Source organism: Acidovorax sp. GW821-FHT10A04, assembly GCF_059415825.1.
Genome location: NZ_JBWKNZ010000006.1, coordinates 1 through 13,203, shown reverse-complemented (window position 1 = coordinate 13,203; position 13,203 = coordinate 1). Strand labels below are relative to the sequence as shown.

Annotated in this window: 10 protein-coding genes; 4 read left to right on the top strand and 6 right to left on the bottom strand. The window is 70.0% G+C overall.

Translation table 11 applies throughout. From position 1 onward, the window contains the following. Positions 1-8: 8 nt before the first annotated feature. The 4 genes from AC07PF_RS14155 to AC07PF_RS14140 are packed head-to-tail and all read right to left on the bottom strand — an operon-like array spanning position 9 to position 5,256. Positions 9-650 (bottom strand): VOC family protein, encoded by a 642-nt coding sequence (locus AC07PF_RS14155; protein WP_494612296.1) that lies wholly within the window; start codon positions 648-650, stop codon positions 9-11. Positions 651-683: 33 nt separating this feature from the next. Then, positions 684-1,133: a hypothetical protein gene (locus AC07PF_RS14150; RefSeq protein WP_494612295.1), complete on the bottom strand. Its 450-nt coding sequence runs from the start codon at positions 1,131-1,133 to the stop codon at positions 684-686. A gap of 28 nt (positions 1,134-1,161) precedes the next feature. After that, positions 1,162-1,941 carry a hypothetical protein gene (locus AC07PF_RS14145; protein ID WP_494612294.1) on the bottom strand — a complete coding sequence of 260 codons (780 nt, stop codon included), beginning with the start codon at positions 1,939-1,941 and terminating at the stop codon, positions 1,162-1,164. A gap of 39 nt (positions 1,942-1,980) precedes the next feature. Then, positions 1,981-5,256: a sensor domain-containing protein gene (locus AC07PF_RS14140; protein WP_494612293.1), complete on the bottom strand. Its 3,276-nt coding sequence runs from the start codon at positions 5,254-5,256 to the stop codon at positions 1,981-1,983. Positions 5,257-5,652: 396 nt separating this feature from the next. On the opposite strand from AC07PF_RS14140, the gene AC07PF_RS14135 reads away from it, so the two are divergent. The 3 genes from AC07PF_RS14135 to AC07PF_RS14125 all read left to right on the top strand — a co-directional run bounded on the left by AC07PF_RS14135 (position 5,653) and on the right by AC07PF_RS14125 (position 9,365). Further along, positions 5,653-6,786, top strand: a complete 1,134-nt coding sequence (locus AC07PF_RS14135) for a calcium:cation antiporter (RefSeq protein ID WP_494612292.1) — start codon at positions 5,653-5,655, stop codon at positions 6,784-6,786. Positions 6,787-6,875: 89 nt separating this feature from the next. Further along, on the top strand, positions 6,876-7,649 hold the full coding sequence (locus AC07PF_RS14130) for a nitroreductase (RefSeq protein WP_494612291.1): 774 nt from the start codon (positions 6,876-6,878) through the stop codon (positions 7,647-7,649). Between the two features lie 27 nt (positions 7,650-7,676). Beyond that, on the top strand, positions 7,677-9,365 hold the full coding sequence (locus AC07PF_RS14125) for an AMP-binding protein (protein ID WP_494612290.1): 1,689 nt from the start codon (positions 7,677-7,679) through the stop codon (positions 9,363-9,365). Positions 9,366-9,369: 4 nt separating this feature from the next. Here AC07PF_RS14125 and AC07PF_RS14120 read toward each other — a convergent pair whose 3' ends face one another. Both AC07PF_RS14120 and AC07PF_RS14115 read right to left on the bottom strand, forming a co-directional pair. Further along, positions 9,370-10,056 (bottom strand): Crp/Fnr family transcriptional regulator, encoded by a 687-nt coding sequence (locus tag AC07PF_RS14120; RefSeq protein WP_494612289.1) that lies wholly within the window; start codon positions 10,054-10,056, stop codon positions 9,370-9,372. 171 nt (positions 10,057-10,227) lie between these two features. Beyond that, complete coding sequence (locus tag AC07PF_RS14115; RefSeq protein WP_494612288.1) at positions 10,228-11,625, bottom strand: chloride channel protein; 1,398 nt, start codon at positions 11,623-11,625, stop codon at positions 10,228-10,230. Positions 11,626-11,791: 166 nt separating this feature from the next. Between AC07PF_RS14115 and AC07PF_RS14110 the strand changes: the two genes are divergently transcribed. Beyond that, complete coding sequence (locus tag AC07PF_RS14110) at positions 11,792-12,784, top strand: molybdopterin-dependent oxidoreductase (RefSeq protein ID WP_494612287.1); 993 nt, start codon at positions 11,792-11,794, stop codon at positions 12,782-12,784. The last annotated feature ends 419 nt before the right edge of the window (positions 12,785-13,203 follow it).

The window sequence follows — 13,203 nt, the reverse complement described above, 5'->3', positions numbered from 1 at the left end:
AGCGCCGCTCAGTACAGCAGGCGCAGGCCGCCGGGCATGCGTATCTCCGCCCGGTAGCGGAATGTAGCGCCCTTTTCCACCTGGGGCGCGTGCGCGATGCCCAGCGCCGCGTACAGGTCCCGGACCATGTCAGGGTCGGGGTGCTCGACGGTGAAACTGCCAAGCTGCGCCCCCAGATCCGGCATGGCTGCGATCGGTGGCGGGCGCTGGCCCCGGTCGATCACCGAGGGGGCCACACCTGCGAGCGGCAGCGCGCCCCCGGGCGGAATGGCAAAGAAGTAGGGCGGCGCGGCCCCGGCAGACAGCTGGGTCTTGCGGCCCAGCAGGTGCCCGTGCTGCGCCAGCACCGCGTCCATCTGCTGCGTGCGCGCCACCCAGCCGCGCAGGCGGTGGCCGCGGTTCCATGCCTCCCGCACGGCATCCTGGTCGTCCAGCCCGAACCAGCGCGCCTGCGCCGGGGCGGGGACGGTGGGGTCGATGGCGATGACTTCGAGGTACACATCTTCGCCCAGGCGCAGCAGCCGGTTGTGGGTACCCATGTCGGGGTGTTGGCGGCCCGCGGGCATGTCGATGCCCAGGCACTCGCGCACATGGGCCACGCCTTCTTCGAGCGTGGGGGCGATGAGGGTCAGGTGGTCGAGGGTGAGCATGGGGGCTCCGGCGCTGATGGGTCGGGCCAGTTTCTAGGTATCTGAACGGGCCCGATCGAAGGGCAAGCCCAGGTTGAACATTTTCCGGGCCTTGTCCACATAGCGATGGCATTGCTCTCGTGTCAGTGCATCGATGGCGCTGTTGAAGGCCAACTGCCGTTCTCGTGGAGACAGCCGAGGGTCTCCCGTGAGATCGTCCACCGGATGCGCAAGCGCAACCGCCGCAAACGTGTGGATGGCGTCGTGCCGGCCAACACCTTGGTCCTGCAGTCGTTGCAGGGCGCGTGACATCGGGCTGCGCGCGGGCAGGAGCATGTTCTCGACGTTTACGTGCATCAGCGCGTGCCACTTGAGGTTTGGCACCGCGATGCCGTGCTGCACGTGAAAATGCACCACGGCGCGTATGCGTTCGGCGCCGTCCAGTGCGCGCCACTGCAGCGCATGGGGCTGGCTGTCGGCGTCGTAGATCGTGGGGCTGTTCACTGCAAACGTTGGATGTTCGTCGTGCCCGTCAGGGTGCGCAAAACCATTCGTCCTTCAACCCATGCGCCAAGCGCAGGTCGGTGTCCCGCTGCGAATCGAACGGAACCGACCCCGTCTGCCGCAGCCTGGCTCCGTGCTCCGTTGCATAGCGGTGCGCATAGTCCTCCTTCTGCGGCGAAGGGCGGCTGTCCCATTCGTCGGCTGAAAAGCGCCTGTAGTCCACATGGTGGCCCAGCTCGTGCAGCAGGGTTCGGTACAGCACGGTATTGCGCAGACTGGCCGCCGTGGGTGCGATGATGATGGTGCGCCGGGTCTTGCGGATCTGGTGGCCATCGGCCTGCAGCCTGTCCAGCTCGCGCCGGTCTTCGGGCCCCAATGAATTGCGCCAGACGGTGGGCTCCAGGTGCTGCGCTTCGAGAACAATGGCCGTCCCGGCATGGGGTGGCATCTCGAAAGAGAACACTGCCCGCCCCCAGACTGGCCGCAGGATGCGCTGCTTGCGCGTGGGTTGGCGCATCACGATGAAATCGAGAACTGCGAGATCCTCTGGCGGCACGTGCTCAAGAAGCGCCAGTGCATCTTCGACGGAGCAGGGGTGGAACCAGCCGGCCAGGGTGGGCTGCACGAAGAATCGCAGGTAGTGACCGCTGACCCGCTGCGTGAAAGTCGCATGGGTGCCCAGGCGCTCGTAGAAGAAGCTGCGGTCGTGCCGGGATTCCGGGATGGCCAGCCGGTTGTCCTCCCCATGGCCCTGGGCCGGGGTGCCGATGTGGCGGTTTCTTCGGACGGGATTCCAGCCTGGGCGCATGCCCCATTATTGCGCGCCATGCCATCGCATGGCGGGTGCCTACCCCAGCTCCCGAAAATCCACCACATGCACCGCGCAGGCATTGCGCCCGCCGTGCTTGGCCGCGTACAGGGCGCGGTCGGCCGCCAGGAGCAGATCGGTAGGGCGCACGGGCTGCTCGCCGGGGGCGAGGTAGGCCACGCCCACGCTGGTGGTCATCTGCCGGGGCATGTGGTGGTGCTGCATCGGCATGGGTTCACGGATGGCGTGCAGCACCTTGTCGGCCACGGTCTGGGCCTCGTCGCACGATGACAGGTGGGGCAGCACCACGGCGAATTCGTCGCCGGCGATGCGCGCCGGGAAGTCCGTGCTGCGCACGGCTTCCCGCAGCCGCTCGGCCATGGTGACCAGGGCCGCGTCCCCGGCGGCGTGGCCCCAGGTGTCGTTGATGGCCTTGAAGTGGTCGATGTCCAGGAACATCAGCGCCATGCCGGTGCCCGAGACCTGGCTGGCCTGCAGGGCCGCGGCCAGGTGGATGTCGAACTGGCGCCGGTTGGCCAGGCCGGTGAGCGTGTCGGTCATGGCCAGCTCCTTCATGCGGCGCTCGGACTGGCGGATGGCGGTCACGTCGGTGGTCAGCGTGTAGATGCCCAGCACCTCGCCCACGGCCAGCATGTCGGGGATGTAGTCGGTCTGCAGGATGCGCCGGATGCCCAGGGCCTCGGACTCCACCTCGAACTGCACACGTTGGCCCGAAAGGGCGCGGCGCAATGGGTCTGCGCGCTGGGCATACAGGGCCGGGCCGATCACCTCGGGCAGCGGCTTGCCCAGGGCATGCTCGATGGGAAGCCCCGTCCACTCCTCGAAGGTGTGGTTCAGGAACTGCAGCCGGTGGGCGCGGTCGATGTAGGTGATCATCACCGGCAGATTGTCGGCAATGGCGCGCAGCCGCCGCTCGGTGCGTTCATGGCGCAGCTGCAGCTCCTTGAGGGCGGTGACGTCGAAGGACATCAGGTAGAAGCCCACCACCGCCGGCGGGTCGCCACCCTCGCCAGCACCGGCATCGAACTCGGGGATCAGGTGGCTCTGCAGGTGCCGGGGCGTGCCCTCGTGGTCCACGCAGCCCTCGAACTGTGCGCGCCGACCGGCCAGCGCCTCCAGCAGGTAGGGCAGGTGCAGCGCATACTGCACGTCGCCGAGCAGCTCCTGGGCGTACAGGCCGACCTGCGGGCGCTCGATCAGCCCGCGCGACTGCAGCGCGTAGTCGTTGGCGAACAGGCAGCGCTGGCGGACATCGAAATGGCAGACCACGGCGGGCAGGTTGCACAGCACGTCGCGCAGCCGCTGCTCGGTGCGCGCCAGGCGCTGCTCGGCCTCGCGGCGCGCGCGGATGTCACGCAAGAAGGCATTCGCCACGGGGCCGCTCGCGGTGGACTGCACCGCCATCATCATCTCCACCGGTACCTCGCTGCCATTGCGGTGGCGGCCCAGCAGCTCGGCGGGGCGGCCCGCGGCCAGGCTGCGTCCCAGGTCCAGCAGCTGGGCGTGGGCCGTGAGCGGCGCATGCGGGGGAATGCGCGGCCCTATCAGCGCCACCATGTCCCGGCCGATGGCCTCGGCCGCGCTCCAGCCGAACATGCGCGCCGCCTCGGGGTTCCAGTCGGTCACGCGGCCATCGGCCCCGACGGCGATGAAGGCGTCGCCCGCGGTGCTCAGGATGTCGGCGGTGCGCTGCTGCTCCTGCACCAGCGTGGCCAGCAGCGGCTGCACACGGCCGCGCAACGCCCAGGTGCCGGCGGCCACCAGGACCAGCACCGACAGCGCGATCAGGTGCAGTTGCCCGCGCAGGGGCGCGTACAGCGTGGTGACATCGGTCTTGAGCACCAGGCCCAGGCCGTAGCTGCCGATGGGGCTGTAGCCGGCCGCCACCGGCACGCCGCGCAGGTCACGGGCATAGCTCACCCCGCTCTGGCCCAGCAGCGCCAGGCTGATGGGCAGGCTGGGCTTGCCCGCGGCCGTCCACAGCGGCACGGTGAAGGGCGCGGTGTAGAGCCGGCTCGGGGCGCAGGCGGCAACGTCGGCGCGGCGGCTGCAGATCACGGCGTCGGCCGATTCGGTGGAGCGGCGCATCTGGTCCATCAGGCGGTCGAACAGTCGAAGCTTCTGCTCCATGACCACCTGGCCCACCACCGCCCCGCCCTGGCGCACCGGCACCAGCGTGCGCAGCACATAGCCGGCGTTCCAGCGCAGCTCGGCCTGCTGCGACCCGTCCATGTCCAGCGGCTCGATGGAGCGCGCGCTGTCGCCCAGGAACAGGCCGGCCGAACGCAGCAGGTGCCCGCGCGCATCGAGAAAACGCACCCCGTCCACACCACCCACTAGGAAGTCGGCCGTCTGCGCGTCCAGCTGCTCGCTGGCCTGGGTGTCGCGGGGCGAGGCGTTCAGCCGCGCCATGGCCTCGGCCAGCGCGGGGCGGTCGCCGGCGGCGGCCGACAGCGCCAGGCTGCTGCGCAGTGCGTCGTCCAGCGCCAGCGCATAGGTGCGGGCCGACTGCTCCATGGCCTGCAGCACCGATTTTTCGAAGGTCTCGCGCATGGCGACAAAACCCGCGATGCCCCCGCCCACGGCGACCAGCGTGAGCGCAGTGATGGCGCGGTAGGTGATGCGCCGCTCCAGCCACTGCGGGTCGCGTGTCCGGTCGACGGGGACCCTGTCGCGCAACTGCCAGATGCCCGCGCCCAGCACCAGCAGCGCCACGGCCGTGCTCATCGGTATCTGGTTGTGCGAGGCCACGCGGTACAGCAGCTCCAGCCCCATCAGGTGGCCGGCCAGGCCCAGGGTGGCCACGGTGGCCAGCAGCGCCAGCGCCATCCGCCCGGCGCGCCGGTGGCGGGGGCGGCGCATGGGGGCGGCGCACCACAGGGCGGCCGCGCACGCCATGAAGGCCACGCCGCCATTGGGCGAGATGCTGTGGGTCCTCGCGGCCTGCAGGCTGCCGCCGCTGAGGAAGCCGGGCAGGGTGGCCGCCGCATCGGGCCCTGCCAGCGCGCGCCACAGGGCCAGCACGCTGTACAGGCCGGCCGCCAGCGCCAGCAGCGAGGCCGCTGCCTGGGCAGGTCGGTGTGTATCGGGGAAGGCGCGCAGGCACAGAGCGGCGCCCAGCAGCAGCAGGATCATCGCGGCGTGGATGCCGGGCTCCACCGCATCGGCGAAACCCCTGCCCAAGGCCAGCTGCGGGAAGACCGCGCGCAGGACCAGAACGAAGGCAAAAGCACTACCCAGGGCCCCCAGTGCCATGGAGGTCATTGCATACCGGTCGCGCAGCGTGTGGGCCATCGCATTGCCCCCGTGTTTGTGACAACAGGTTACGCTTCGGGCGCTGGTTGCGCTAGGCGGGATAAACCCCCGAAAACGCAACGGTCCAGGGCCCACCGCGGGGCAGGCGCCGGGTGCGCGGCCTGGATTGCGGGTGGAGAGGGTGGTAAAATGGCAGCGCTTGCGCACCCTGCGCCAGCCAGGCCGTGGACGACTTCGGCCGTGTACCGACACCGGGGGACGGCCCTTGTTTTCCCCCTGGTGGACGACATGGACAGGCCGAACCCTCTCACCCCCCGCACTCCCCGTACCCCCGGTACCTCCCGTACTTCGCGTCGCAGCGCTGTGGCGCCTTCCCATCCGTCGGTCCCTCCAGCCCCTGAGGCCCGGGCGGCAGCTCCGGGTCCTGCGCGCCTGGTGGCGCCCGCCACCTGGGCCCTGCTGGCCGGCGCGTGGCTGGTGGCCGGTCTCTTCATCGCCTTCGGCAGCACCTGGCTGGCGGCGCCGCTGGGCCCGGGTGTCGCGGCCGTCGCTTTCGGCGTGCTGTTCGCCACCATCCTCGCGGCCTCGTTCGGGGTGGTGCACGAGGCGGACCACCTCGCGCAGCAGCTCGGGGAGCCCTATGGCACGCTGGTGCTCACGCTGTCCATCGTCTCCATCGAGGTGATCCTGATCGCCTCGGTGCTGCTCGGCCCGGGCGACTCCTCGGCCATCGGCCGCGACTCCATCTTCGCGGTGATGATGATCATCATGAACCTGGTGATCGGCATCTGCCTGGTGGCCGGCGCGGCGCGCCACGGCGACCAGGAGTACAACGCCCAGGGCGCCTCGGCCTACCTCGCCATGATCGTGCTGCTCACCGGCACGGCGCTGGTGCTGCCCAACCACCTGGGCGGGGCGGGCGCGTTCTCCACGCCCCAGGCGCTGGGCATGGCCGCCCTCACGGCCTGCCTGTACGCGGCCTTCCTGTGGCTGCAGATGCGCAGCCACCGGCGCTACTTCCTGCAGCCTGCGGCCGGCAGCATGGCGGTGCCGGCATCGGCATCGCCGCCGGCGCTGGCACTGGCACTGGCACCGCAGCAGCCGGGCGCCGGCCGGCGCGCTGCGCTCGTGCATTCGCTGGTGCTGCTGGCACTTGTGCTGCCCATCGTGCTGCTGGCGCACTACCTGGCCATCGTCACCGACTACGGCATTGCGGCGGCCGGCGCACCTGCTGCCGTGGGCGGGGTGCTCATCGCCATCATCGTCTTCACGCCCGAATCCATCACCGCCGTGCGCGCCGCGATGGCCAACGAGATGCAGCGCGCCCTCAACCTGTGCCTGGGGGCCTTTGTCTCCACCGTGGGCCTCACGGTGCCGGCCGTGCTGCTCATCGGCGTGGCCACGGGCCAGCGCATGGCCATGGGCCTGTCGGGCACCGAGGTGGTGCTGCTGGTGCTGACGGTCGCGCTCTCCATGCTGGGCTTCAACGGGCAGCGCAGCTCGCCGATCCAGGGGCTGATGCACCTCACGCTCTTCGCCGTGTTCGGGCTGGTGCTCTTTCTCCCCTGAGGCGGCGCCAGAGACACCGGGGCCCCGGGATTTCCCGAAATGTCATCGCATCGACAGTCATGCACGGCGGCCATGCCTAGCATGCCGCCATGACCTGTTCACCCCTGCCCACGGCCGCGCCCGGCCCCGCCATCGCACACCCCGACCGCTTGCCCGGTGCGGCCCCCATCGCGGCCCGGCCGCTGCGCCAGGCGGTGGACTGGGCCATCGTCTCGCGGCGCAGCATCCGCGCCTTTTTGCCCACGCCGGTGGGGCCGGATGAGGTGCATTCCATCCTCGACGTGGCGCGCCATGCGGCCTCGGGCATGAACACCCAGCCCTGGCGCGTGCATGTGCTCACGGGTGCCGCCAAGGAGCGGTTGAGCGCCGCCATCGTCGCCGTCGACAACGACGGCGATGCGGCGGCGGCCCTCACCGAGCCCTACCACTACTACCCCATCGACTGGGTTTCGCCCTATGTGGACCGGCGCCGCAAGGTGGGCTGGGACCTGTATGGCCTGCTCGGCATCGCCAAGGGCGACAAGGCGCGCATGCATGCCCAGCACGGCCGCAACTACCGCTTCTTCGATGCGCCCGTGGGGCTGATCTTCACGGTGAGCCGTGCCCTGCAGGCCGGCAGCCTGCTCGACTACGGCATGTTCCTGCAGAGCGTGATGGTGGCGGCCCGCGCGCGCGGGCTCGATACCTGCCCGCAGGTGGCGTTCACCAGGTTTCACCAGGTCATCCATGCCGAGCTGCGCATCCCCGACACCGAGATGGTGGTCTGCGGCATGGGCCTGGGCCATGCCGACCCGGCCTGCATCGAGAACACGCTGGTGACCGAACGCGAGAGCGTCGAGTCGTTCACCACCTTTCACCCCTGACCGTGCCCCAAAAAAATGGAGACCCGCATGAGCCACAGCCCCCACCGCAGCCCCTACCAGCATGGCCTGGAGCGCACCCCCGCCAACCACCTGCCGCTCACGCCGCTGGGCTTTCTGGACCGCAGCGCGCAGGTGCATCCCGATGGCATTGCCGTGGTGCACGCGGGCAGCACGCAGACCTGGGCACAGACACGCGAGCGCGCCTACCGCCTGGCCAGCGCCCTGGCACGGCGCGGTGTGCTGCGCGGCGACACCGTGGCCATCCTCGCGCCCAACACCCCGGCGATGCTGGAGGCGCACCTGGGCATCCCCCTCAGCGGTGCGGTCATCAATGCCATCAACTGCCGGCTCGACGCCGAGGCCATCGGCTTCATTCTGCGCCATGGCGAGGCGCGCGTGCTGCTGGTGGACAGCGAATTCGCGGCGCTTGCGGCCCAGGCCGTCGCCGGCCTGGCGCAGCCGCTGCTGGTGGTCGCCATCCACGATGCGGGCCTGCCCGCTCAGCCGGCCTTTGGCGTGCTCGACTACGAAACCCTGCTGGCCGAGGGCGACCCGGTTTTTGAAGGCCTGTGGCCCGAGGACGAGTGGGACCCGATCGCGCTGAACTACACCTCGGGCACCACCGGCGACCCCAAGGGCGTGGTGCCCAGCCACCGCGGCGCCTACCTCATGAGCCTGCTGCAGATGACCGACTGGGCGATGCCGCGCCGACCCGTCTACCTGTGGACGCTGCCCATGTTCCACGCCAACGGCTGGTGCTTCACCTGGGCCGTCACGGCAGCCGCAGGCACGCACGTGTGCCTGCGCAAGGTCACGGCCCGGGCCATCTTCGAGGCCATTGCCGCGCATGGCGTGGACCACTTCTGCGCCGCGCCCACGGTGCTGGCCATGCTGGCGAATGCACCGGCGCACGAGCGCATCGTGCTGCCGCGCCCGGTGCGCGTGCTCACGGCGGGCTCGCCGCCGCCCGCCGCCATCTTGCAGGCGATCGCCGCGATGGGCTTCGACGTGGACCATGTGTACGGCATCACCGAAGTCTCGGGCACGCCGGTGAGCTGCGTCCAGCAACCGGGCTGGGCCACGGCGCCCGCTGCAGAACGCGCCCGCCTGCAGGCGCGCCAGGGCGTGCGCGCCGCCGCGCTGGAGCAACTGCGTGTGCTGCACCCCGATACGCTGCAACCTGTGCCGGCCGATGGCGTGACGGCCGGCGAGATCATGGTCCGCGGCAACACGGTGATGAAGGGCTACCTCAAGAACCCCGGCGCCACGGCCAAGGCCTTTGCCGGCGGCTGGTTCCACACCGGCGACATCGCGGTGCTGCACCCCGATGGCTATGTGCAGATCACCGACCGCTCCAAGGACGTGATCATCTCGGGCGGCGAGAACATCTCCTCGGTGGAGGTGGAAGACGTGCTGCACCGCCACCCCGCCGTGCTGCTGGCCGCCGTGGTGGCCCAGCCCGACGAGCGCTGGGGCGAGGTGCCCTGCGCCTTCGTGGAGCTCAAGCCCGAGGCCGTGGGCAGCGTCAGCGCCGAGGAACTGATCGACTTCTGCCGCACCCACCTGGCGCGCTTCAAGTGCCCGCGCCAGGTCGTCTTCGACTTGCTGCCGCGCACGGCCACGGGCAAGATCCAGAAGTTCCGCCTGCGCGAGATCGCGGGCAGCCGCGAGGCCATCACCAGGCTGGCGCAGGTTCAGGCAGAGCCCGCAGGCTGAGCGCTCAGCCTTCTCGTGCGATGGCCTGCAGCACCTGCAGGTCGATCACCTCGATGGAACCATAGCCCAGGCGGATCGCGCCGCGGTCCTGCAGCTCCTGCAGCGCCCGGTTGGCCACCTGGCGTGACACGCCCGACAGGCGCCCCAGCTCCTCCTGCGACAGCGTGATGCGCCGCGCGGTGTTGGGGAACAGCGCATCGTTGAACAGGCCCGACAGGCTGTAGGCCACCTGCGCCGTGGTGTCGCCCAGCCGGTCGGTCTGCACCTGCGCCACGTAGTGCGCCAGGCGCGCGTTGAGCTGGCCGATCAGCCACAGCGCGAACGGATGGCTCTCGTGCAGCAGCCGCAGGAACTCGCTGCGCGGCAGCAGGGCCACCACGCTGTCGGTCAGCGCCGTCACGGCATAGGGCCGCGGCTCGTCCTTGAGCACCGAGCCCTCGCCGAACCAAGCCCCCGAGGGCACGCCCGCAAAGGTGCTGGTGCGGCCTTCGGCGGTGATGTTGTCCAGCTTGAGCATGCCCTGCATCACCCCGGCCCAGTGCGCCGTGGGCGTGCCCTTCGAAAACACCGCGCCACCCGCGGGGTAGCTGCGCACCGTGGTCGCCTTGCGCACGCGCGCGGCCTCCTCGGCGGTGAGGCTGGGCATCCAGGGCGATTGGGCGAGGAAGAGGTCGATGGGGTCTGCGGTCATGGTGGCCGTGGCGTCAAAGGTGGGCGCTCGGATTGTGGCGGCGATCACAGTGGACTCCAATAGGGCAAAGCCTGTGAGCCGCCTCCCAGTCATGCGGCTGCGGTTGCTGCGATCAGCTCCGGGCCGGCCGCTCCAGGTTCACGGTGCCGCGCGGGCCGCTGCGCACGTGGTTCAAGCCGGTGGTGCAGGAGGGGGCACCGCCCTGGGTGCCAGTGTCGGCAAAGGCGCGGGCGAAGGGATTGGTGAGGGCGCCGGCGGTGGCGCCATGGACTGCAGCATGGCCAGCGCCAGGGTTTCGTACAGCGGCCGCGCCAGCATGCGCGAGACCAGGCTGGCGAGCATGGCGGCGGCCATGAGGCTGAGCACCATGGCGTGCCCGTCGACCATTTCCATGACGATGATGAAGGCCGTGAGCGGCGCCTGCGTGACGGCGGCCAGGAAGGCGGCCATGCCCATGGCGATAAGTGCGGGCGCGATGTCGGGGCCCAGCAACAGCGACACGTTCTGCCCCACGCCCGCGCCGATGGACAGCGAGGGCGCGAAGATGCCGCCTGGCACGCCCAGCCAGGCCGACAGCCAGGTGGCAACGAACTTGAGCGTGACGTAGAACGCCGGCATGTCCGCCTCGCCGGCCAGCATGTGCTTGACCGCTTCGGAGCCGGCGCCGAAGGTCGCGCCGCCGGTGGCCAGGCCGATCACCGCCACCACCAGTGCGCCGATGGCCGCGAAGCGGACCGGAAAGCGCGCGCGCAGCCGGCAGGCGCGCTCCGAGGTGCCGGTGAGCGAGGCCGTCAGCAGTTTGGCGAACAGCCCGCCCAGTACGCCGCAGGCCAGCGCCACGCACAGGCCGGGCAGCAGTGCGTCCCAGCCCAGGTGGGGCACCTGGATGCGGCCGAAGTAGCTCAGGTTGCCGAACACCGAGACGCCCATCAGCCCGGCCAGCACGATGGCGGCGATGATGACGCCGCTGCTGCGCGATTCCATCTTGCGCGAGAGTTCTTCGATGGCGAACACCACGCCGGCCAGCGGCGCATTGAAGGCTGCCGCAATGCCCGCTGCCCCGCCGGCCACCAGCAAGGCATGGGCCGTGATGCCCGAGCGGTGGTCGAACCAGCGGCGCGCATGGTGCATGACGCCGGCCGCCACCTGCACTGAGGGGCCTTCGCGCCCGATGGACAGCCCCGCGAGGAAGCCCGCGCTGGCCAGCACGATCTTGGCGAACGACAGCCACAGCGAGACGAAGCGCCCACGCCGCGCCGTCTCCAGTGTGGAATCCAGCGCCGAAATCACCTGCGGTATGCCCGAGCCCGCCGCACCCGGTGCCCAGCGTCGCGTGGCCCACACCACGGCCGCGGTGACGGCCGGCATCCACAGCAGCACCGCCCAGCCACCTTGCCAGTGGTAGATGTGCAGGAACACTTCGAACGCGGCATCGGCCAGCAGCGTGAAGGCCACCACGCACAGCCCGGCGGCGCAGGCGTAGGCGAGCACGATGGAGCGCTCCAGCCAGCGCCAGCCGTCCCTCAGCTCCTGGCGCAGGTTGTGAAAGAAATTGGGCTCATGGTTCATGCGGGGTGGGTGGCTTGAGGAGCGGCAGGGGGAGCATGGCCACGGCTGCATGCAAGAAGCCTACCAAGCCGAGCGGTCCGTATTTCGGAAACAAGGTACAACCCATGCGTTTCGTGCCGCTCGCAGTGCCAGAATGGGCCCATCACCAGAATATGGACGGAACCCCATGCACAGCCAGCGCAGTTTGCCGATCACCCTCCAGGCCGCGCTCTGCATTGCCGCCTTCGGGCTGGTGCAGGGATGCGCCACCCAGGCAGACGGCAGCGCCCGCGTGCAGGTCGTGTGCGCGGTGGACACCACGCCCAGCGAGGCGGTAATGGATCTGCGCCAGCAGGGCGTGGTGCAGCAGAAGGTGGCCTTCAAGGACGACAGCGGGCCGCAGGCGCGCAGTTACACCGGTGCGGCGCTGTGGCCGCTGCTGCAGGCCTGCGCGCTGCAGTCGGCCACGGCCGCGGATGCCCATGGGCAGCGGGCGGTGGCCCTGGGCCGCTATGTGCTGGCCAGCGGGGCCGAGGGCTACAACGCCGTGTTCTCGGTGGGTGAGTTGCACCCGGACTTTGGCAACAAGGGCAGCATCCTCGCCTATGCCGAGAGCGGGGCAGGGGGCGGCGAGCAAGCCGGGCCTGCCTCGCTGCGCATCACCGCGCCGGGGGACGTGCAGGGCAGCCGCTACGTGGCCGGCCTCACGCGGCTGGAGGTGCGCTCGTCCGGCTCGGTCGGCGCGGGCAGCGGTGCCGCCGTGTCGCAGGCCGTGCAGGTGCTGGGCGCGGTGGGCAACACCCTGCGCCTGGACGAGGCGGCGCTGCATGCGCTGCCGGCCGTCACGCACGAGGTGGGCGGGCGCCGCTACACCGGGGTGGACCTGTGGAGCCTGCTGCACACCTCGGCGGCGCTGCAGGCCGATGGCGACAGCGGCGCCAACCTGCAGGCCATGTACCTGGTGGCCACCGGGGCGGACGGCTACCAGGCCCTGGTGTCCCTGGCCGAGATGAGCCCCGATCTCGGTGGCAAGCGCGTGCTGATCGCCTACCGCATGGACGGGCAGCCGCTGGCACGCGGCCTGGCACGGCTGGTGGTGGTGGGTGATGGCAAGGCCGGCCGGTCGGTGTCGGCGCTCGAAGCCATCGAGGTGTTCGCGGCAGCCCCAGCGGTGCCGTAGGCAGGTAGGGCTGGGGGCCACCCGTGCGGGTGGCGCGGCGCTGCGCCTGGCCGGGATGTTCCTTGGCGTCAGGCAGGCACCGCTCGAATGAGACTCCGCAAAAAACAGGGGTGTTGTCGCATGACAAAGGGTTTTCCCTATGGTTTGCGAGAATGTTAACGTTAACATTCATCCATTGCAGCCTTTTGGCGCGGTTTGAAGCGAGATCCTGCTTGGCTTCGATGCTGCCCAAGCCGGCCTGCAAGTTCGTTGGGCCTTGCATGAATCCCGTGAAACAGGGCGCTGCAGGCCACTTGTACGACCTGTGTACGACCTGTTGAAACCCTGACCACCCACCAGCCCCGCTACCACCATGAACCCGCAAGACCTCAAATCCATCATGGGCTCCGGCCTGCTGTCCTTCCCCGTCACGGACTTCG

Excerpts from the sequence above, each read along its gene's own strand:
- AC07PF_RS14155 (WP_494612296.1), bottom strand. The coding sequence starts at position 650 with ATGCTCACCCTCGACCACCTGACCCTCATCGCCCCCACGCTCGAAGAA.
- AC07PF_RS14145 (WP_494612294.1), bottom strand. The coding sequence starts at position 1,941 with ATGCGCCCAGGCTGGAATCCCGTCCGAAGAAACCGCCACATCGGCACC.
- AC07PF_RS14140 (WP_494612293.1), bottom strand. The coding sequence starts at position 5,256 with ATGGCCCACACGCTGCGCGACCGGTATGCAATGACCTCCATGGCACTG.
- AC07PF_RS14130 (WP_494612291.1), top strand. The coding sequence starts at position 6,876 with ATGACCTGTTCACCCCTGCCCACGGCCGCGCCCGGCCCCGCCATCGCA.
- AC07PF_RS14125 (WP_494612290.1), top strand. The coding sequence starts at position 7,677 with ATGAGCCACAGCCCCCACCGCAGCCCCTACCAGCATGGCCTGGAGCGC.
- AC07PF_RS14120 (WP_494612289.1), bottom strand. The coding sequence starts at position 10,056 with ATGACCGCAGACCCCATCGACCTCTTCCTCGCCCAATCGCCCTGGATG.
- AC07PF_RS14115 (WP_494612288.1), bottom strand. The coding sequence starts at position 11,625 with ATGAACCATGAGCCCAATTTCTTTCACAACCTGCGCCAGGAGCTGAGG.
- AC07PF_RS14110 (WP_494612287.1), top strand. The coding sequence starts at position 11,792 with ATGCACAGCCAGCGCAGTTTGCCGATCACCCTCCAGGCCGCGCTCTGC.